Origin of the sequence: Pseudoalteromonas sp. CF6-2, from assembly GCF_021729425.1 — a bacterium.
GTDB lineage: Bacteria > Pseudomonadota > Gammaproteobacteria > Enterobacterales > Alteromonadaceae > Pseudoalteromonas > Pseudoalteromonas arabiensis.
The window spans coordinates 1,733,466-1,755,188 of record NZ_CP091442.1; the positions used below are offsets into that span (position 1 = coordinate 1,733,466).

Below are 21,723 nucleotides of genomic sequence, written 5' to 3' on the forward strand. Positions count from 1 at the left end.
GCCTGTAAATCTAAATAAATTGTGATAGCATGGTCTGGAAATAATAACTAAAGCTCTGAAGACGGCGCTTTGCCTCTTTATGAGTCAATACTGAAGGAATGTGAAATCAAATGACTGATCTCGCCAATGAAATTCTGCCAGTCAATATTGAAGATGAATTAAAAAATTCCTACCTTGATTACGCGATGAGTGTAATCGTAGGGCGTGCATTGCCAGACGTACGTGACGGCTTAAAGCCTGTTCACCGCCGTGTTTTATTCGCAATGAACGAACTCAATAATGATTGGAATAAACCTTACAAGAAATCAGCACGTGTTGTTGGTGATGTAATCGGTAAGTACCACCCACATGGCGACAGCGCGGTATATGACACCATCGTTCGTATGGCGCAGCCTTTCTCATTACGCTATATGCTAGTTGACGGCCAAGGTAACTTTGGTTCTGTTGATGGTGACTCTGCGGCAGCAATGCGTTATACGGAAGTCCGTATGGCGAAAATGTCACATGAATTATTAGCTGACTTAGAAAAAGAAACGGTTGATTACGTACCTAACTACGATGGTACTGAGCAAATTCCTGACGTATTACCTACTAAAGTACCTAACTTATTAGTAAACGGTTCTTCGGGTATCGCGGTTGGTATGGCGACAAACATTCCACCTCATAACTTAACAGAAGTTATCAATGGTTGTTTAGCGCTTATTCAAAACCCTGATATGACAATTGCTGACCTTATTGAATATATCCCAGGTCCAGATTTCCCGACTGCGGCGATTATCAATGGTAAAAAAGGTATTGAGCAAGCGTACCTAACGGGCCGTGGTAAAGTTTATATTCGTGCTCGCGCTGAAATCGAAGTAGACGAAAAAACTGGCCGTGAGACGATCATCGTCCACGAAATCCCTTATCAAGTTAACAAAGCGCGTCTTATCGAAAAGATCGCTGAGCTTGTTAAAGATAAGAAGATTGAAGGTATTAGCGCACTACGTGATGAATCAGATAAAGACGGTATGCGCATCGTTATCGAAATCAAACGTGGTGATGTTGGTGAAGTAATCTTAAACAACCTTTATGCACAAACTCAGTTACAAACTGTGTTTGGTATGAACATGGTTGCACTAGATAACAACCAACCTAAGTGCTTTAACCTTAAAGAAATGCTTGAAGCGTTTATCGTACACCGCCGTGAAGTTGTTACACGTCGTACGGTATTTGATTTACGTAAAGCCCGTGACCGTGCTCACACGCTTGAAGGCTTAGCGATTGCTCTTGCGAATATCGATCCGATTATTGAACTTATTCGTAAGTCACCAACACCAGCAGAAGCAAAAGCAGCATTAACAGCACGCTCATGGGAGCTGGGTACTGTTAAAGCAATGCTTGAAAAAGCAGGTGAAGATAACGTTGCACGTCCTGATTGGTTAGCTGATGATTTAGGTATCCGTGACGGTCAATACTATTTATCTGAGCAACAAGCACAAGCAATTCTAGACCTACGTTTACACAAGCTAACGGGTCTTGAGCATGAAAAGATTTTAGATGAGTACCAAACACTCCTTGATCTTATTGCTGAGCTTTTATTTATACTTTCAAGCCCAGAGCGCCTAATGGAAGTTATCCGCGACGAGCTAGTAGAAATTAAAGAGCAATATGGTGACGAACGTCGTACTGAAATCAGTGCAGCAGCTCACGATATCAGCCTTGAAGACCTAATTAATGAAGAAGACGTTGTTGTAACGCTTTCTCACGAAGGTTACGTTAAGTATCAACCATTATCTGACTACGAAGCACAGCGTCGTGGTGGTAAAGGTAAGTCAGCAACGAAGATGAAAGATGAAGATTTCATCGAACGTCTATTAGTTGCCAATACACACGATACAATCCTGTGTTTCTCAACGGCAGGTCGCTTGTATTGGCTTAAAGTATATCAGTTACCACTTGCAAGCCGTGCGGCGCGCGGTAAGCCAATTGTTAACTTATTACCACTTGAAGCTGATGAACGTATTACTGCTATCTTACCGGTACGTGAGTACGAAGAAGATAAATACATCTTCATGGCGACTGCGTTTGGTACAGTTAAGAAAACACCACTGACTGCGTATAGCCGTCAACGTGCCAGCGGTATCATCGCTGTGAACCTAAATGAAGGCGATAGCCTAATTGGTGTTGATATCACTGATGGCACGAATGAAATCATGCTATTCACTGATGCGGGTAAAGTTGTTCGCTTTAAAGAAGCGGAAGAATCAGCTGTCGTTGATGAAAACGGCAATGCAGTTCTAGACGAAAATGGTAACCCAGAAATCCGCTTCAAAGGTGTACGTCCAATGGGCCGTACAGCGACGGGTGTTCGTGGTATTAAGATGGCAGACGATCAACGCGTGGTGTCATTAATCGTACCTAAGTCAGATGGTGCAATCCTCACTGTGACTGAAAATGGTTACGGTAAGCGTACGGCACTTGAAGATTACCCATCGAAGAGCCGTGCAACGCAAGGTGTTGTATCAATCAAAGTAAGCGAGCGTAATGGCGCTGTGGTTGGTGCAGTACAAGTTGATGACAACGACGAAATCATGATTATCTCTAATCGCGGTACACTCGTACGTACTAGGGTTAATGAGGTTTCTACAGTTGGTCGTAATACACAGGGCGTTATTTTGATACGAACTATTGACGAAGAGCAAGTAGTTGGTTTACAACGTATCGAAGAAATCGAAGTTGATGAGCTTGAAGCCATCGAAGGCGAGGCCGTTGAAGTAGTCGATACAAATCCTGAAGAAACGGGTGATAACCCACCTTCAGAATAACATTGATTTAAAAAGCGGCTTCGGCCGCTTTTTTTATTAGCACTATAATTACTGGAATGAGGCAAAGTAATGACTAAATATAATTTTTGTGCAGGACCGGCAATGCTGCCGCCGGCAGTAATGCAAAAAGCACAAAAAGAATTTATAGATTGGCAAGGTTTAGGTGTATCTGTGATGGAAATCAGCCATCGCAGTAGTGATTTCATAGAGCTCACAGCTAAATGTGAAGCTAGCCTGCGTCGTTTAATGAATATTAGCGATGAATTTGAAGTGTTATTTATGCACGGTGGTGGCCGTGGTCAATTTAGCGCTGTGCCATTGAATCTTCACCTTAATGATAAAACCGCCGTTTATTGTGAAAACGGTGTATGGTCGAAAGGTGCGACACAAGAAGCCGCAAAATTTACTGCTGTTGAAAGCATCAATGTTCGTGATGATGAGCAGCAAAATGGCCAGTTTTCTATCAAACCAGCGAGCAGCTGGGAATTACCTGCGGATGCATCGTACATTCACTATTGCCCAAATGAAACCGTAGATGGAATTGAAATTTTTGATGTGCCTTCACATCCATCAGCCCCCATTGTGGCTGACATGTCTTCGACTATTTTATCGCGTGAAATTGATGTGAATCAGTTTGATCTTATTTACGCTGGTGCACAAAAGAATATCGGTCCGTCTGGCTTATCGATTGTTATTATCCGCAAAACGCTACTTGAGCGCGAGGGCCTTGCAAAGCCAGGTATTCTTGATTACGCATTAGAAGCAAAACAAGGCAGTATGTATAACACGCCACCTACATTTGCGTGGTACTTAGCAGCTGAAGTCTTTGAATGGCTTGAAGCAAATGGCGGCGTTAAAGCCATGGAAGAGCAAAATATCGCAAAAGCAGAGCTACTTTACAATTTTATTGATAACTCTGATTTTTATAATAATAAAGTTGCTAAGCATTGCCGTTCACGTATGAACGTACCGTTTTGGTTAAACGACGAATCGCTTAATGACAAGTTTATCAGTGAGTCAAAAGAAGCAGGCTTATTAGCTCTTGAAGGCCACCGTATTGTCGGTGGTATGCGTGCAAGTATCTATAACGCGATGCCGTTAGAAGGTGTTCAAGCTTTGGTTAATTTTATGGATAAATTTGCCAAGGAGAACAGCTAATTATGGAACAGCTTCGTCTTGAACCGATTACAAAGGTAAATGGCAGTGTGACACTGCCTGGCTCAAAAAGCTTATCAAACCGTATTTTACTATTAGCAGCGCTGGCAGAGGGCACCACAGTTGTAGAAAACCTACTTGATAGTGATGACATTCGTCATATGTTAGGTGCACTAAAACTTTTAGGCGTTAATGTTTCGCTTAACGAAGACAAAACAGTGGCTACCGTAGAGGGTGTTGCAGGTAAATTTAAAACGCCAAGTAAGCCGCTATTTTTAGGTAATGCTGGTACTGCTTATCGTCCGCTTACAGCAGTGTTAGCGGCTGTAGAAGGTGAATACCAACTGGTGGGTGAGCCACGTATGGAAGAGCGCCCAATCGGTCACTTGGTTGATGCGCTACAAGCACTTGGCGGTGATGTTGAATACCTAAAAAGCAAAGATTATCCACCACTGGCCATTAAAGGCGGCAAAATCAACGGTGGTAAAGTTGACATTGATGGCAGCATTTCAAGTCAATTTTTAACTGCATTATTAATGGCAGCCCCGCTATTTAATGGCGACACAGAAATCACTATTAAAGGCACCTTGGTATCAAAACCTTATATCGATATCACCCTTGATGTGATGAAGCGTTTTGGCGTTACTGTGAGCCATGACAATTACGAAACGTTTTACGTTAAAGGCTGTCAACAGTATCAAGCACTTGAGCGTATTATGGTTGAAGGGGATGCATCTAGTGCTTCTTACTTCGTTGCGGCAGCTGCAATAGCGGGCGGCGAAATTGAGATCAATGGGGTAGGTGCTGCATCTGTTCAAGGCGACATTGGCTTTGCTAAAGTCATGGAACAAGTTGGCGCTAAAATCGATTGGTACGATGAAAAGCTGGTGGTTCGTAAGGGAGAGCTTAACGCCGTAGATATTGATGCCAATGCAATCCCAGATGCCGCAATGACGCTAGCAACTGTTGCGCTTTTTGCAAAAGGTAAAACGGCCATTCGCAACATTTATAACTGGCGCGTGAAAGAAACAGATCGCTTATATGCCATGGCCACAGAGCTTCGAAAAGTAGGTGCTGAAGTTGTTGAAGGGGAAGATTTCATCGAAATTACACCACCTAAAACATTTAACGATGTAGCGATTGATACCTATAACGATCATCGTATTGCCATGTGCTTTGCGATGGTGGCAGTTGGCGGTAAGCCAATTACCATTAACGATCCTAAGTGTACATACAAAACTTTTCCAACGTTTTTCAAAGTACTAGAGTCTGTCTCAAGTCAATAAAACAGAAGAAAATATAAAAAGTTACACTCTAAATGCGGATCTATTATCAGAACTGACGTATAATATCGCGGTTTTATTTTGGTGTGCATTGCAGGAGGTTATAAATGCAGGCGTTATCAATGCCCGTTATCACCATAGATGGCCCAAGTGGTTCAGGTAAAGGAACTGTTTGCCGCTTGTTAGCCGAGAAATTAGGTTGGGATGTATTAGACAGCGGTGCGATTTATCGTGTGTTGTCACTTGCGGCACTCCATCATCAAATTGAATTAGACAATGAAGAAGGTCTTGTTCCTCTTGCTGCAAATTTAGATGTGCAATTTTTGGTTGATAGCCAAGCACACACATCGAAAATTATTTTGGAAGGCGAGGATGTCACAACCACAATTAGAAACGAAGAAGTAGGCGCTGCTGCCTCAAAAGTTGCAGCATTGCCGCGAGTTAGAGAAGCATTGTTACGCCGCCAGCGAGCATTTAGAACTGAAAATGGTTTAATTGCTGATGGTCGTGATATGGGAACGGTTGTGTTCCCTGATGCACCACTGAAGATATATTTGACTGCCTCTGCTGAGGAGCGCGCGCGTCGACGTTTTACAGAGTTGAACGAACGTGGTCTAGATGTTACACTAAGTGGTCTACTTGAGGATATAAAGGCGCGTGATCATCGCGATATGAATCGTGAAGTTGCGCCGCTTGTACCTGCAGATGACGCCATTGAAATCGACACAAGTGATTTTAATGCAATGCAAGTGTTTGATAAAGTTGTAACTTTGTTAGATGAAGCCGTACTTGCAGGTAAGCTTCCTAAAGCTAAAAAGTAAATTTTTAAGGTGCCGGCAGGAGGCCAGTACTATTTTAACAACCCCATGCAGCATGGTTGCTAATTGGTTATTTAATTATTTAGAGACGTATAATGTCAGAAAATTTTGCGCAGTTATTTGAAGAAAGCCTAAAGGGTTTTGAAGCAGAGCAAGGCTCTATCGTTAAAGGTACAGTTATCTCAATCGAGAACAACATCGTACTTGTTGATGCTGGTCTTAAATCTGAGAGTGCAATCCCTGCTGAGCAATTCAAAAATGCTGCTGGTGAACTAGAAGTTGCTGTTGGCGACGAAGTAGATGTTGCACTAGATGCAATCGAAGACGGTTTCGGTGAAACTATCCTTTCTCGTGAGAAAGCGAAGCGTCACGAAGCATGGATCCGTCTTGAGAAAGCGTGTGAAGAGCAAGAAACTGTTACTGGTGTTATCAACGGTAAAGTTAAAGGCGGTTTCACTGTTGAAGTTGATTCAATCCGTGCTTTCCTACCTGGTTCACTTGTTGATGTTCGTCCAGTACGTGACACAACTCACCTTGAAGGTAAAGAGCTTGAGTTCAAAGTAATCAAGCTTGACCAAAAACGTAACAACGTTGTTGTTTCTCGCCGTGCAGTTATCGAATCAGAAAACTCACAAGAGCGTGAAGAACTTCTTGCTAACCTTGTTGAAGGTCAAGAAGTTAAAGGTATCGTTAAGAACCTTACTGACTACGGTGCGTTCGTTGACCTTGGTGGTGTTGACGGTCTACTACACATCACAGACATGGCGTGGAAGCGTGTTAAGCACCCTTCAGAAATCGTTAATGTTGGCGACGAAATCGCAGTTAAAGTTCTTAAATTCGACAAAGAGAAGACTCGTGTATCTCTAGGCCTTAAACAGCTTGGCGAAGATCCATGGGCAGCTATCGCTGGTCGTTACCCAGAAGGTTCTAAGCTTTCTGGTCGTGTAACTAACCTTACTGACTACGGTTGTTTCGTTGAAATCGAAGAAGGCGTAGAAGGTCTAGTACACGTTTCTGAAATGGATTGGACTAACAAGAACATCCACCCTTCAAAAGTTGTTTCACTAGGTGACACTGTTGAAGTTATGGTTCTTGAAATCGACGAAGAGCGTCGTCGTATTTCTCTTGGTCTTAAGCAATGTATTGCTAACCCATGGCAAGAATTTGCTCGTCTACAAAACAAAGGCGACCAAGTTACTGGTAAGATCAAATCAATCACTGACTTCGGTATCTTCATCGGTCTTGAAGGCGGTATTGACGGTCTTGTTCACCTTTCAGACATTTCTTGGAACACGCCAGGCGAAGAAGCTGTACGTGAATTCAAGAAAGGCGACGAAATCACTGCTATCGTATTGCAAGTTGACCCAGAGCGTGAGCGTATCTCTCTAGGCGTTAAGCAAATCGAAGCTGACCCTTTCAATAACTACCTGGACGCAAACAAAAAAGGTGCTATTGTTAAAGGTAAAGTGACTGAAGTTGATGCGAAAGGCGCAACTGTTGAGCTAATCGAAGGCGTTGAAGGTTACATCCGTGTAGCTGATATCGCTCAAGAGCGTGTTGAAGATGCTACAACTGTAGTTTCTGAAGGCGACGAAATCGAAGCGAAATACGTTGGTGTTGATCGTAAGAACCGCACTTTAAGCTTATCAGTTAAAGCTCTTTTCGAAGCAGAAGAGAAAGAAGTACTAGAGAAGCTTAAGAAAGAAGAGCCTGCGTTCGAAAACGCAATGGCTGCAGCATTCAAAAATGCTCAAAAAGACTAATCTATAGTCTTTAATTGGAAGGGCAGTTTTGCCCTTCCTTTATCTCTTTTTAAGGAAACGTTATGACTAAGTCAGAATTGATAGAACAACTAGCTGAACAACATGCACATATCCCAGTGAAAGATGTTGAAAATGCCGTTAAAGAAATTCTTGAACAAATGGCCGGTTCATTATCTAGCTCAGATCGTATTGAGATCCGTGGCTTTGGAAGTTTCTCATTGCATTATCGTTCTCCACGCACAGGTCGTAATCCAAAGACTGGCGAAACAGTTGAGTTAGACGGTAAGCACGTACCACATTTTAAACCAGGTAAAGAATTACGTGATCGCGTAAATGAGAGTATTGCCTAGTTTTATACAGGAGTAGTTACTTGTTTAGGGTATTAAAAATTGTATTAATAGCGCTGTGTTTATTTATTGCGTTTGTACTTGGTTCACAAAATCCACAATTGGTGCAAATCAACTATTTAATTGCCAGTAATACGTTGCCCTTAGCTGTTGTAATAAGTATCTGCTTTGTTTTAGGTGTCGCCATTGGTTGTTTTATAAGCTTTACACTGTTTTCGCAGTTAAAGTGGCAAAATTATCGCTTAAAGAAAAAGTTAGCGCCTGAAAAAAACAATAAAAAGCTTGTTGCTAATAAAGACACCTAATCATGATTGAGCTTCTGTTTTTACTTTTACCCGTTGCAGCCGGTTACGGTTGGATAATGGGTAAAAACAGTGCTAAAAACCAAGCTCATCAGCTTAATAGACAAATCACCTCTGAATATTCTAAAGGCCTTAAATTTCTCTTAGACAGAGAAGAAGATCAAGGCTTAGAACACCTTATTAATCTACTTGAAGTCGCTGCTGATTCAGTTGAACACTACTCAACACTTGCAACCATGTTCCGCCGCCGTGGCGAGCTTGACCGCGCAATTAAAATTCATGAGCTATTATTAAAACACCCAAGCCTTGATGAGCAACAAGCTGCTACTAGCCGACTTGAGCTTGCAGAAGATTATATTATGGCAGGCTTATTAGATGGTGCAGAAGAACACTTAGTTTGGCTTGTAAAGGCAGGAAACAAAGACGCGTTAGAGCCAATTATTAATCTTTATTCACAAACCCGTGAATGGGAAAAAGGCATCAATATGTACGAGGCGCACAGTGATTTGTTCACTAAGCCTCAGCATATAAAAGCCATTGCCAACTTTTACTGTGAAGCGGCCTTACAAGATAATGATACGCAAATTATGCGTAAAGCCATTAGCTTAAACCACAAAGCTATTCGCCCATTGTATGAGCTTGGCCACAGTGCATTTATTAAAGAAGACTACGTAAAAGCAATCTACTATTGGCGTGAGCTAATTTGCCAATTTACCTTTTTTGCCCCTGTATTTGTTGAACAGCTAGCTATAAGTTACGAAAAGCTTAATTTAACTCATCAATTTCATGAGCTACTCAACGAGTTGCTCGATAAGGGTGGGGTACTTATAAAAATAAAACACTGCCAAGCTTTACTAGAACAAGGTCATATTGATCAAGCAATCAAATTTTTAACGGATAGTTTAAAACGTCATCCAACTATCCGTGGCTTTAGCTTTTTATTACAGCTACTTGCCAAACAAAACAACGATATTAAAGATGTACTCGATCAAATTGATAAGCTAGTAACGTCTTATATCGCAACCAAACCTGATTTTCAGTGCCAGCACTGTGGCTTTACCAGTCATACCATTTATTGGGTATGTCCATCTTGTAAGCACTGGGAAACAATTGTTCCAAGCCGTGGCATAGACGGTTTTTAATTCATATTAGTCCATTAGTTTTTAGGAAAGTTATGTCTGTCGAAGATTCAAAAAAAGTATTAATTGCCCTTGATTATGATGATCAACAAACAGCTCTTGCGTTTGTAAAGCAATTATCACCTGATGCGTGTCGCCTTAAAGTAGGTAAAGAAATGTTCACGTATTTTGGTCCTAGCTTTGTTAAGGAACTAATCGACTTAGGGTTTGATGTATTCTTAGACCTAAAATTTCACGATATTCCAAACACAGTGGCTAAAGCTGTGACAGCGGCTGCAAAAATGGGTGTATGGATGGTTAACGTGCATGCCTCTGGTGGCGTTGAAATGATGACTAAAGCAAAACACGCTTTAGAACAGTTTGGTGATGATGCGCCATTACTGATTGCAGTAACTGTACTAACCAGTATGGATGCCGCAGAGCTTACTCGTTTAGGTGTAGATAAAACCCCAGAAGAGCAAGTAATTTACCTCGCAAAGCTTGCCAAAGAATCAGGCCTTGATGGGGTAGTGTGCTCAGCACAAGAAGCGAAAAAGCTAAAAGCAGAACTAGGCGCAGACTTTAAACTGGTTACCCCTGGTATTCGTCCTGCAGGCAGCGATGCAGGTGACCAAAAGCGCATCATGACACCAAAACAAGCCGTAGAAGATGGCAGTGACTATTTAGTTGTAGGCCGCCCAATCACTCAATCGGCAGACCCAGTTGCAACACTAAAAGAAATTAACGACTCACTAAAATAACCTCGTTATTTTCAAACAGTTTCTAAAGAGCATTGTAGGCACGGTTTTTATCGCGCTAAATACAGTGCTCTTTTTGTTTGTTGCAATTTCCGAAAAAATTATCTAGGTCATCTACAAACGAGAATTAGACGGGCGAATAAACTCGTTTATGGACATTTATGAGTTAGAATCGACAGACGGATCTGTACAATGGCTAGACATTGGTAACGCATTAAGCGGAGAGTAAAAGTGGGCTAAATTTGTGAAGCAAATCGGAATCGAACCAACTGTTACGAATCCGCCTTAAACCCCTTATTACATGCCTTTCTCTTTTTCTATCACCGAAATTGTTCTTTCTACAAATCTTTTGAATGCTTCTTGGGGAAGGAATGGTGACCTACCGCCTAAATTGAATTTTTCCACAATACTCTTAGCTTGAGCATCATTCATTATTCGGTCTTCATCCCACCCTTTTTGGTGTAGCTCTCGGACTCTCATTATCCATTCTGAAGTATTTTTTCTGAATTCTAGTAAAGACAACTTTCTTGCTGGTGCGCCATGGCCGGGCACTATGAGAGACTCTTCGTCACCTAGCTTCATAATTGCATCAATCGCATCATTAAAACCTTGAAATCCACCTGCATAAAATGTTGGGTGCCAACTGGTATCGAAAACATCACCAACAAAGATAGTATTGCTAATTTTGTGGTAATAAATATTGTCATTCGATGAGTGTGACTTCACTTTAATATGAACAAGATCATCTGAAGTAGTAATACTCTCGACAAGCTTTGCGCCTTGCTCTATGAAAAACTCATTACCACCCGTATGATCTGAATGTGTGTGAGTATTCAAGATATAAATTATGGACTTATTGGAAATTGACTTAACTATGTTATCTAACTCTAGTAAATGCCCACCCCCTGGCATGGGATCGATTAAGGTCAAACCATTCTCTGTAGTTATTAATCCAATATTAGTTCCGTACTCCTTTCCACTCAAAATATGAACTTGATCAGATACTTTCTCTACATGGATATTGCTAGAAAAGACAGTAGAACTGAAAAATAGCAATGAAATTAATTGTACGCATTTAAATTTTGTCATAGCTCATCCTAGTTAAGCGATACTAAATAGTACATTGTCATTTAACGCCGCGCTCTGCGGCAAATTTGGAGCGCAGCGGAAAATTTGTCCGACAGCAGCACCTTGTTAGATGATTAACCAGCTTCAAGTACTTTTACCACTTCATTCTCCAAACGTTCTTTGAGTGTCTCATGTGCACCTTTAGTGAGAGCGTTTACGTTGTATTGGTAAAAATGTCTTTTAACTATGTCATGGCTTCGATTTACCTTTTCCAACCCGACCATAGAATATTCAGCAGAGAGTTTCGCATCTTCATGACCAGTGTGAACGGCAATATCTGTAGAGATTGCTTCTATACTGCCTGCGAGCTGGATGAGGCCATGCTTATTCAATGAATTCCACGCGAAATAAGGGGAGTGCCTGAGAGTTGAAACAAGCCCTGACATGTACATGGCCAACCTGCCATGATTGATCTCGGTTGCATTTGTTGTTATGCCCTTAAGGTCATGAAACAGATACCACTTGAATTCATCTACTATGCTGAAATCTAGAGGGTTTGTAATTGGAGAAAAAATATCATTGTATATTTTAGTTGAAACCACTGTTGAATTTACTTTACCTGGAAAATCTTCGTGAAAATGATGAATTGCATCTGCATCACTAAACACCCTGCATCCTTTTCCTCTGGCTTCATGTTTCGCTGCACGAGTAACAGCATCACCAAGAATAAATGAGCCAAAAGATTCCTTGTCATTATTTGGAATAATGACCTCACCATAGCTTAAACCACCTCTACATAGCACCCCAGAAAAGGTCAGATCCCACATTAGTTTTGATGAGGCCATTAGAAGTTCACTGCTACTCTCCGACCAAATAAATGCGCAGTCTGATAACTGCGAAACTTTTACATCAAATTTAGAATGAACATTGCGGAGTGCCTCTCTAAAACGATTGAGAGTCCATGCAGCAATAATTTGATTTGGGCTTGAAAGCTCTTTTTCCCCATTGATTTCTACATCGTAGATAGAAGTATCAATTTTTTTATCAATTCCAGTTAAGTCAATTGAGCCTTCAGTAAGTGCACTCATTCCAAGTATATCAATAAAAAATACAGCGGCTTCTTTCGTCTCAAATTTCATTAATTAATCATCCTTGCTTGATTGTGGACTTCATCTAACAATTTAATAGTGCGCAAATCGCGCATATTTCTACCACGCAACTGCTCACTTTTCTGATTACTACGTTTTTATCAAATTAGCTAACCTTTTGCTAGTTAACAAAATAATTTAAATTGGTAAAGTGGTCTTATGACAAGAATGCGCAAATTGCTCATTTTCTTGAATATAGGTGAAAGTTGTAAATTTTGAATATAAAGACTGTATCAAAAGAAAATTTTCAATCTTCGTTTGAGGCAGAGCTCTAGAGCAGTTACGCGAACTCATTTTGGGGCAGAGATGAGTTAATCCGGAAAGGCTGCTTATGGAACAATACTGACTTTCACTTCTAAATGAAAAATTCTCAAAATAGCGTTAGAAAATTTATGGCACCCGTACGTTAAAACTATAAAACTACTAAGAATAAAAAAAGAGTAAAGCTTTCACCTTACTCTTTCAAATAATTCACTATCTTGTTATCTCGCAACTTACTTCAATCTTATCGACGTCGCTTCAATATCAATCAAACCTTGCTTAAACAAACCGCCAATGGCTTTTTTGTAGTTTGCTTTACTGGTTGAGAAAGTCTTTTTAATTGCTTCAGGGTCTGATTTATCACCTAAGTGAAGTACGCCTCCTTCGGCTTTTAATTTGTCTAGGATTTTTTCGCCTAGGTCGTTTACTTTGCCCATGCCTGGCTTTTCAAGTAGTACATCGATTTTGCCGTCTTCACGTACTTTTTGAATAAAGCCTTTTAAACGCTGGCCAACAAATAGCTTTTTAAATACCGTGTTGTAGTAAACAACACCAATGTGGGCTTCGTTTACAAGTACTTTGTAGCCTAGGTCTGTTTTACCGGCAACGATTAAATCAACTTCTTCCATTACAGAGTAAGTTGGTTCATCTTTTGATAAAAACTTATTAAAGTTGCTTGATGCACAAATACGTTGGCTGGCGTTATCTAGGTATAAACGTACAAGATAAGAAAAGCCGTCTTTCATTTTTGGCTTTTGTTCGTTGTATGGCGCTAGTACGTCTTTTTCGAGGCCCCAATCCAAAAACGCACCAGTGCTGTTGATTGCTTTAACACGTAGTAGGGCATATTCGCCCACTTCAGCTAAAGGTTTTTTAGTGGTGCCTGTTGGGTGACCTGCGTGATCTAAGTAAATGAATACTTGCACGCTGTCGCCAGCTTCTAGTTCGTAATCAATTTCTTTGCTTGGTAAGAATACTTCGCCTAAATCACGGCCATCTAAATAAGCACCTTCGTTAGATATTTCGTTAACGAAAAGGGTTTGTGTGGTTCCTAAAATACTCATTATTATTCCTGTTCTGGCTTTTTCTTACGGCGCATTGGAGCAAAACCATCTACATCAATTGGTGCTTGAATAGGGGCTTTAGGCTTCTTAGGGGCTGCTTTGCGTTTTGGTTTTGCAGGTTTAGCAGCCACTTTTTTCTCTGCTTTTTTCCAAACTGTGTTTGGCTTTTTCTCACGCAGACCTTTGAATTTACCAACAAGGCCGTCAACGCTGAAAAAGCTTAATTCATCATTTAAAAATGCTTTAATTGCTTTGTAGCTTGGCCAATCTTTCGGGCCAACTAATGAAATGGCAGTGCCTTTAAAGCCTGCGCGACCTGTACGACCAATACGGTGCACATACTCTTCAGCATGTTTTGGTAGGTCAAAGTTAATTACGTGGGTCACGCTTAATAAATCAAGACCACGTGATGCAACATCAGTGGTGATCAAAATTTTGAAGTTTTCACGGCTGAAGGCGTCCATAATTTCAAGGCGCTTAGCCTGAGTTAAGTCACCCGCGAGTGCTTGTGCTTTAAAGCCTTTATCATTTAACAACTGACTCAAGCGTTGGGTGTCAGCTCGTGTTGCGGTGAAAATAATACACTGACCAACATTGTCTTGTTTTACAAAGTGCTCAAGTAGGGCTTCTTTATGATCTAAGTGATCAGCTAAATAAAGCTGCTGAGTAATGTCACTATGTTGCTCATTTGAGGCACTTAACAATATTTGTTTTGGTGAACGTAATAAGTTACGTGACAGGGCATCAACTTGTGCATGGTCAAGGGTTGCTGAAAACAATAACGTTTGGCGTAAACGGTGATCAGCAAGCTCGTTGATCATTTTAACTTGCTCGGTAAAGCCTAAATCTAAAATACGGTCGGCTTCATCAAAAATTAAAAGCTCTAAGCCTGAAAGCTGTAATGAGCGTTGACTTAAATGGTCAGCTAAACGCCCCGGAGTTGCCACCACAAAATGTGGGTCTTTACGAAGTGCTTTAATTTGGTCATTAAAGTTTTCACCACCCAGTACTTTTACAGCACTAATGTTTGTGCCAGCAATTAATAGTCTTAATTGGCTGTATACCTGGGTTGCTAATTCGCGGGTAGGCGCAACGATTAAAACGCGAGGGTCGCGTTTACTGAGAGCTTTTTGCTTCATTACGCGCTGTACAGCAGGTAATAAAAACGCCAGCGTTTTGCCCGATCCTGTTTTTGACTGTGCAAAAATATCATGGCCTGCGATAGCTGTTGGTACCGCGTGAGCTTGAATGTCAGTGGGCTGGGTGATGCCTTGATGCGCAAGTTGTTTTTCGAGGCGTGTATCAATCCCAAGTTCAGTAAAATGCAATGCGTAATCTCCGATGAGCAAAATTTATAAATCCTGTTCATTATAACGCACTTGCCTCACTTGGAGACAGTAAAAACACAGCTATTTCGCATCAGTTTTTGCAATTATCGCTAATTCGCGTAAAATACTCGCCCTCAATGCGCCGGATTTGCGATTCGGTTAACGCCCCACATGGGCATTTAAGGCAAAAGGTAACACCATGACTGCTGTTCATAAAGACAATGTAACTAGCGAGCACTTTGTTGTTTGCGCACTTTACAAATTTGTAGCCCTTCCTAATTTTGAAGCGATTCGCCAACCACTACTTAAAGTAATGGAAGACAATGAAGTACGCGGTACTTTGTTACTTGCGGCCGAAGGTATTAACGGTACTGTTTCTGCTAAACGTGAAGGTATCGATAACCTACTTGCATGGTTAGATTCACAACCAAACCTAGACAACATTGTCACTAAAGAGTCATACGATGACGAATGCCCGTTCTACCGTACTAAGGTAAAGCTGAAAAAAGAAATCGTCACTATGGGTGTTGAAGGTATCGACCCGCGTGAAGTTGTGGGTACATACGTAAAACCAGCGGATTGGAATGCGTTAATTTCAGACCCTGAAGTGATTCTTATCGATACGCGAAATGATTACGAAATCGAGATCGGTACTTTTCAAAATGCGGTTGATCCAAACACCAAAACATTCCGTGAATTCCCTGCGTGGGCGAAAGAAAACCTAGACCCTGAAAAGCACAAAAAAGTGGCTATGTTCTGTACCGGTGGTATCCGCTGTGAAAAATCAACTGCGTATATGAAAGAGCAAGGTTTTGACGAAGTGTTCCACCTAGAAGGCGGTATTCTTAAGTACTTAGAAGAAGTACCAAAAGAAGAAACCATGTGGGAAGGTGAGTGTTTTGTTTTCGATAACCGTGTTGCGGTAAATCACGATTTACAAAAAGGTTCTTACGACCAATGTCACGCGTGTCGTATGCCAATCACTGAAGACGAAAAGCAAAAGCCTGAATACATGGAAGGTGTTTCGTGTCATCACTGTCACGACAGCCTAACAGAAGAGCAACGTGCTCGTTTTGCTGAGCGCCAAAAGCAAATTGAATTAGCACAAGCGCGTGGCGAAGGTCACATTGGTAACGAAGCGCAAGAAGTACTTCGTAAGCGTAAAGAAGCGAAAAAAGCGCAAAAAGAAGCACAGCGCCAACAGTAATTTTTAGCTTTATGAATTGATAGAAACCCCAGCATTGTCTGGGGTTTTTTGCGTTTAATAATAGTGAAAACTTTAATGTTGTTCCTTAGTGGTGTACATTAGCGCCGCTTTTGAAAAATTTTATACAACCAACTAATTTTCAAATATTTTATACAGAGTTTTAATTCGCTGAATATAGCTTATTAGCTTGGCTAGTTATTTAAAAATGTTGGAACAAAAAGAGAAGGATATCTATGAAACTTAAGCTTACAACAGCGGCACTATGCCTAATGCCGTTACTGTCGCATGCCAATTCTAATAATGAATTCAGCTACTTTGGTTTGGCGCTACAAAATAATAATTACGATATTAATTTTATCCCTTCGATAGAGCAAGATTCCTTCGCACCACTAAATTACAGTGATGAGCAGTCAGGTAAAGGCTTTAGGGGTTTTTATGGTTATCAGTTTAACCAATTTTTTGCCGTTGAAGTGGGGCTCGGTTTACCTGGGGAGGCAAACTTTACTATTTATCGTGATACGGTCAATAATAAAAATGAACCGACCAAGGAAACTGTGTACGAAGGAGATTTTAAAACACTTTCCTTTGATACACGAATTATTGCCACTTACCCAATTACGGGGAGTTTTTTCCTAAGAGCACACGCTGGTGCGTACGTCTGGGACAATGATTTTAGCTACTTACAAGAATCAGCAGAATCTTATAGCGTGGTTGAAAAAAGTGATACCGGAGTATCCTTGTTAACGGGCTTTGGTGTTGGCTATGGTTTTAGTGATAACGTAGCGGTTACAATCGACTATGAAAAAACAGACATAGCCGATATCTCAACACAAACAATCGTGGCATCGCTTATGTTTAGGTTTTAACAGTTACCAAGGTAAACATCTAGTCGCTCGATTTATTTAAAAAGTGAGTAGCCATTGCCATACTACTCACTTCTCATTATTACTCTTTACTCTTTACTCAGTACCAGCGCTATATCAATTAGCTAATAATATTTTGCTTGCAGCCCTTGATTAATAAGCCTAACCAGTCTTTATAATGACATTAGCCGCACTGAACTGCTATTAATCGAACATATCTTCTTATTGATCACAAAGCTGTTACACTTCGTAACAATTAAAACGATTCTTATTTAGGTGAAATTTTGAAGCTTGGCAGATTTCAATCATGGACATTTTTAGCCTGTATTAGCTTTATAACAGTAGCGCATGCAGCAAATGTTGTCGTACAACCTGTTACATTAGAACAAACAAAACAGCAAATAAAAGCGGTTGGTAACGCTGAGGCAATTCATTCAGTAACACTTTATCCTGCTGTAGGGGATAGAGTCACCCATGTACATTTCAAACCAGGAGATAATGTCGAAAAAGGTGAATTGTTACTCGAGTTAGATTCTCGCCGTCAAAAAGCAGCCCTTACCGAAGCTCGAATTACATTACAAGATACTGAGCGCACTATGAAGCGATTAGTTGAAAGTCATGCCAGAGGTGCTGTTCCACAAAGTGATCTAGATGATGCTAAAACCTTATTTGAACTGGCTAAAGTTAAGTTAACTCAGGCTGAAACTGAATTAGAAGACCGTCAAGTGCGTGCCCCATTTAGTGGCGTGATGGGCCTTACCGATGTTGAAGTAGGCGATAGGATCACCACCCAAACAGCTATTGCAACGATTGATGACACTACTGAGCTTTATATTAACTTTAATGCGCCAGAGGCCGCTGTTAATGTATTGCGTCACAAAGGCAGTGTGGAAGTGACTCCTTGGCTTAGCGAGAAAGCTTTCGAGGCAAAAATCGCACAATTAGATTCGCGTATAAATGGACAAACGCGCACTTTAAGAACGAAAGCAAAACTTGATAACTCAGCCAAGCAGTTTATGCCGGGGATGAGCTTTCGAGTCCATATAAATATACTTGGTGATGATTTCGCTGTAGTACCTGAAGCTGCCATGATGTGGGGCGCTGCTGGTCCTTATGTGTGGAAAAGCGCTGATAATAAAGCAACCCGTGTTGATGTCAAAATTGAACAGCGATTAGCAGGGCGTTTACTCGTGTCCGGTGGATTAAAACAAGGTGATTTACTCGTAACTGAAGGTGTTCAGCGTTTACGTCCTGGCCAAGAGTTAGTTCATATTAATGATATTAAACTGGCCAAGGAGCAATAATGAAACAGCAACCTATGATGGAAGATTTACCATCAATGGCAATACGTCGGCCAGTATTAATTGTGGTGCTGAATTTGTTGATCATCATTGCTGGTATTGCAGCGATAGCAGGTGTTGAAGTTCGTGAATTACCTGACGTGGATAGACCTCGAATTACTGTTTCAGCCTCATTTCCTGGTGGCTCACCCGAAACTGTAGATACCGAAGTAACCAGTAAGCTTGAAGGAGCTGTAGCAAGGGTAAGTGGCGTAAAGTCGATTCGCGCGCAAAGTGAAGAGAATAACGCTCGCATTGTGGTTGAGTTTCGACCTGGCATAAATTTAGACGATGCAGCAAATGAAACTCGAGAATCAGTCGCGCGTGTTCAGCGTGAACTACCTGAGGAAGTTGAACGTGTATCTATAATAAAAGCCGATAACGATGCCGAAGCGGTTGTATCGTTAACGGTATCAAGCGAAAGCTTGTCACTTGAGGCGTTAACAGAGCGCGTTGATGTCGATTTAGCACCGCAGTTTTTAACTATTCCAGGGGTTGCTGATGTACGCTTAAACGGCGACCGCGAACGTGTATTACGTGTTCGAATAGACCCACTTAAACTGAGTAGCTTTAATCTAACTGTGCCTGATATTGCTAACGTGCTTCGCCAAGCGCCTTTTGACGTACCAGCGGGAAGTTTAAAGTCGAGCGATCAACAAGTGATTGTGCGTGCCGATGCAACATCTATTTCTGCTGAGCAGGTAGCCGATATTATTGTTCGTGATGATACTCGAATTGGTGATGTCGCTGCGGTGTATTTTGGCCCTGCAGATCCACGTTCATTCGTAAGACTCAATGGCACGCCTGTGATTGGTATGGAAATTATTCGCCAAGCACAGTCAAATACTATCGAAATATCTGATGAAGTTCTTAGCTTAATTGAAAGAATGCGCGAACGTTTTCCTGAAATGGAGTTTACGCTTACCTCTGATGACGCACAGTTTATTAGAAGCTCCGTTGATGAAGTTATCAACTCTTTATTACTGACAGTGTTGCTGGTGGTGATTACGCTGTGGGTGTTTATTGGCTCATGGCGAGCAACCCTTGTTCCTGCCTTTGCAATACCTGTGGCATTAATTGGATCGCTCGCGCTTATTTGGGCACTTGGTTTTTCGATTAATATTTTAACTTTACTGGCGTTAGTGTTAGCAACAGGCCTAATTGTTGATGATGCGATTGTGGTGAGTGAAAACATACAGCGTCAGCGTGGTTTAGGGTTGGGCAGACGTGCAGCAGCGGTTATTGGCACCCGTGAAGTTTTTTTTGCAGTAGTGGCAACGACCGCAGTACTTGCAGCAGTATTTGTGCCTATCGCCTTTTTACCTTCAACAGCAGGGCGACTGTTTAGAGAATTTGGTGGGGTACTGGCCGGTGCAGTCATTATTTCCAGCTTTGTAGCCCTTTCATTAGTACCAGCATTGACCTCTAAGCTGAAATTAAAGCAAGGTGGTTTTCATCCTTTCGCTAAATTGGGACATGGTTTAGCAGCGATTTATAAACGCTCTATTCATGGTGTGCTTGAACATGCGTGGTTAACATTTTTTGCGTGTTTATTGGTTGCTGCAGGCTCTGGTGCACTTTATTTCAATTTAGATAATGAGTTATTACCAACAGAAGATCGCGGCAAAATTCGGATTTTTGCCCGTGGCCCAGATGGGGTTGGCCTTAATTTTATGGATAGGCAAGCCGTGCAGATGGAAGATATTTTATTACCGTATGTTGAAAGCGGAGAAATTGAGTCAATTTACACTGTGGTTGGGCAGTGGGATCCTAACATCGTATTCATTACAGTACCGTTAAAGCATTGGGATGAACGTCATTTTAGTCAGCAAGAGATTATTGATAAAATTCGCGAACCATTAGGTAATATTCCAGGTGCTGCGGGTTATCCTGGTGGCTCAAATAGCTTGAACTTACGTGGTCAAGGTGGGGGAATCGAGCTTGCACTACTTGGCCAAGACTATTTAGAGATATTTAAAGCCGCACAAGACTTCTCTGCTGAAATTGAAAAAGCGATGCCTGCTGTTGCCCCTGTGCGTATTTCGTATCAGCCATCGCAGCCACAATTGCGGGTTAATATTGATAGGCGCCGCGCTGAAGAGCTAGGGGTATCGCTCAGTGATATATCAGTGACGCTTCGAGCGGCAATCAATGGTGATGATATCGCCGATTTAAACATTGGTGATCAATCAATCCCAATTATGCTGCAAGCTCAAAACCAAACAATAACGAACCCTGGCGATTTAGCTAATCTCTATGTTGGCACGCGCGATGGGGAGCTAGTACCACTTAGCAGCGTCGCAACTATTACGGAAGAAGGGGTTGCTGCAGAGCTTGAGCGTCATGCACAGCGAAGAGCTATTGAGCTAAGCATGGAGTTACCTGAGGATGTGACAATCGCTGAGCTGGTAACTAAAATTCGTGAAATTTCTCAGCAAAGTTTACCAAGTGGTATTAGTCTCGCGTTTAAAGGTGAAGCCCTTACCTTTGAAGAAACCGCCAATGAAGTACTGGTAACCTATGTTTTAGCATTCTTAATTGTGCTACTGGTGTTGGCAGCCCAGTTTGAGAGCGTTAATAGTGCCATAGTGGTAATGATAACCGTACCGTTCGGTATTACATCGGCAATATTAGCCCTGTATTTAACGGGTACCTCATTGAACATTTACTCACAAATAGGCCTTGTGATGTTAATTGGTTTGATTGCTAAAAATGCGATTTTATTGGTGGAGTTTGCTGACCAGTTACGGGATCAAGGCCGCTCTGTTAGAGTTGCAGTCGAAGAAGCCGCTTTGGTGCGTTTACGACCTATTGCCATGACATTGGTTTCAACTTTACTGGGTGCTTTACCGCTCATTCTTTCAACCGGGGCGGGAGCCGAAGCACGAAATGCAATAGGCTGGGTTGTATTTGGAGGTTTAGCCCTTGCTGTGTTATTTACGCTTTATTTAACTCCAGTTATTTACCTCGGTTTAGCGCGCTTTACTAAACCAAGAGGGGATGAGTCTAAACTACTTGCCGATGAGCTTGAAAAAGCTTAATTCATTAAAATCGGCTATTTTTCTTTGAAAAAATAGCCGATTACGCTCACAA

17 protein-coding genes are annotated in these 21,723 nt (G+C 41.5%); 13 read left to right on the forward strand and 4 right to left on the reverse strand.

Going from position 1 to position 21,723, the window contains the following annotated elements; all coding sequences use genetic code 11:
* The first annotated feature begins 110 nt into the window (after positions 1-110).
* From gyrA to pyrF, 9 genes are all read left to right on the forward strand, one after another.
* Positions 111-2,807, forward strand: a complete 2,697-nt coding sequence (gyrA, locus tag L3Q70_RS08005; protein WP_237115200.1) for a DNA gyrase subunit A — start codon at positions 111-113, stop codon at positions 2,805-2,807.
* Positions 2,808-2,876: 69 nt separating this feature from the next.
* Complete coding sequence (serC, locus tag L3Q70_RS08010; protein WP_130149812.1) at positions 2,877-3,965, forward strand: 3-phosphoserine/phosphohydroxythreonine transaminase; 1,089 nt, start codon at positions 2,877-2,879, stop codon at positions 3,963-3,965.
* 2 nt (positions 3,966-3,967) lie between these two features.
* Positions 3,968-5,248, forward strand: a complete 1,281-nt coding sequence (gene aroA / locus L3Q70_RS08015; RefSeq protein ID WP_237115201.1) for a 3-phosphoshikimate 1-carboxyvinyltransferase — start codon at positions 3,968-3,970, stop codon at positions 5,246-5,248.
* Positions 5,249-5,352: 104 nt separating this feature from the next.
* Positions 5,353-6,066, forward strand: a complete 714-nt coding sequence (cmk, locus tag L3Q70_RS08020) for a (d)CMP kinase (RefSeq protein ID WP_062569025.1) — start codon at positions 5,353-5,355, stop codon at positions 6,064-6,066.
* A gap of 92 nt (positions 6,067-6,158) precedes the next feature.
* Positions 6,159-7,826 (forward strand): 30S ribosomal protein S1, encoded by a 1,668-nt coding sequence (rpsA, locus tag L3Q70_RS08025; RefSeq protein ID WP_062569026.1) that lies wholly within the window; start codon positions 6,159-6,161, stop codon positions 7,824-7,826.
* Between the two features lie 62 nt (positions 7,827-7,888).
* Positions 7,889-8,176: an integration host factor subunit beta gene (gene ihfB, locus L3Q70_RS08030; RefSeq protein ID WP_062569027.1), complete on the forward strand. Its 288-nt coding sequence runs from the start codon at positions 7,889-7,891 to the stop codon at positions 8,174-8,176.
* A 20-nt stretch (positions 8,177-8,196) separates the two neighbouring features.
* Positions 8,197-8,478, forward strand: a complete 282-nt coding sequence (locus L3Q70_RS08035; protein WP_062569028.1) for a LapA family protein — start codon at positions 8,197-8,199, stop codon at positions 8,476-8,478.
* 2 nt (positions 8,479-8,480) lie between these two features.
* Positions 8,481-9,617 (forward strand): lipopolysaccharide assembly protein LapB, encoded by a 1,137-nt coding sequence (gene lapB, locus L3Q70_RS08040; protein WP_062569029.1) that lies wholly within the window; start codon positions 8,481-8,483, stop codon positions 9,615-9,617.
* 32 nt (positions 9,618-9,649) lie between these two features.
* Entirely contained in the window at positions 9,650-10,354 is a 705-nt protein-coding gene (pyrF, locus tag L3Q70_RS08045; RefSeq protein WP_193988776.1) for an orotidine-5'-phosphate decarboxylase, read from the forward strand.
* 294 nt (positions 10,355-10,648) lie between these two features.
* Here the strand turns inward: pyrF and L3Q70_RS08050 are convergent, their stop codons facing one another.
* From L3Q70_RS08050 to L3Q70_RS08065, 4 genes are all read right to left on the reverse strand, one after another.
* Positions 10,649-11,440 (reverse strand): MBL fold metallo-hydrolase, encoded by a 792-nt coding sequence (locus L3Q70_RS08050; RefSeq protein ID WP_237115202.1) that lies wholly within the window; start codon positions 11,438-11,440, stop codon positions 10,649-10,651.
* Positions 11,441-11,553: 113 nt separating this feature from the next.
* On the reverse strand, positions 11,554-12,558 hold the full coding sequence (locus tag L3Q70_RS08055) for a hypothetical protein (RefSeq protein ID WP_237115203.1): 1,005 nt from the start codon (positions 12,556-12,558) through the stop codon (positions 11,554-11,556).
* Between the two features lie 503 nt (positions 12,559-13,061).
* On the reverse strand, positions 13,062-13,892 hold the full coding sequence (locus tag L3Q70_RS08060) for a S1-like domain-containing RNA-binding protein (RefSeq protein WP_062569035.1): 831 nt from the start codon (positions 13,890-13,892) through the stop codon (positions 13,062-13,064).
* A gap of 2 nt (positions 13,893-13,894) precedes the next feature.
* Positions 13,895-15,220, reverse strand: a complete 1,326-nt coding sequence (locus tag L3Q70_RS08065) for a DEAD/DEAH box helicase (RefSeq protein ID WP_237115252.1) — start codon at positions 15,218-15,220, stop codon at positions 13,895-13,897.
* 199 nt (positions 15,221-15,419) lie between these two features.
* On the opposite strand from L3Q70_RS08065, the gene L3Q70_RS08070 reads away from it, so the two are divergent.
* From L3Q70_RS08070 to L3Q70_RS08085, 4 genes are all read left to right on the forward strand, one after another.
* Positions 15,420-16,427: a rhodanese-related sulfurtransferase gene (locus L3Q70_RS08070; RefSeq protein ID WP_237115204.1), complete on the forward strand. Its 1,008-nt coding sequence runs from the start codon at positions 15,420-15,422 to the stop codon at positions 16,425-16,427.
* A 233-nt stretch (positions 16,428-16,660) separates the two neighbouring features.
* Positions 16,661-17,293 (forward strand): outer membrane beta-barrel protein, encoded by a 633-nt coding sequence (locus L3Q70_RS08075; RefSeq protein WP_237115205.1) that lies wholly within the window; start codon positions 16,661-16,663, stop codon positions 17,291-17,293.
* Positions 17,294-17,616: 323 nt separating this feature from the next.
* On the forward strand, positions 17,617-18,594 hold the full coding sequence (locus L3Q70_RS08080; protein ID WP_237115253.1) for an efflux RND transporter periplasmic adaptor subunit: 978 nt from the start codon (positions 17,617-17,619) through the stop codon (positions 18,592-18,594).
* Positions 18,594-21,671: an efflux RND transporter permease subunit gene (locus tag L3Q70_RS08085; protein WP_237115206.1), complete on the forward strand. Its 3,078-nt coding sequence runs from the start codon at positions 18,594-18,596 to the stop codon at positions 21,669-21,671. The genes L3Q70_RS08080 and L3Q70_RS08085 overlap by 1 nt, the downstream gene beginning before the upstream one ends.
* The last annotated feature ends 52 nt before the right edge of the window (positions 21,672-21,723 follow it).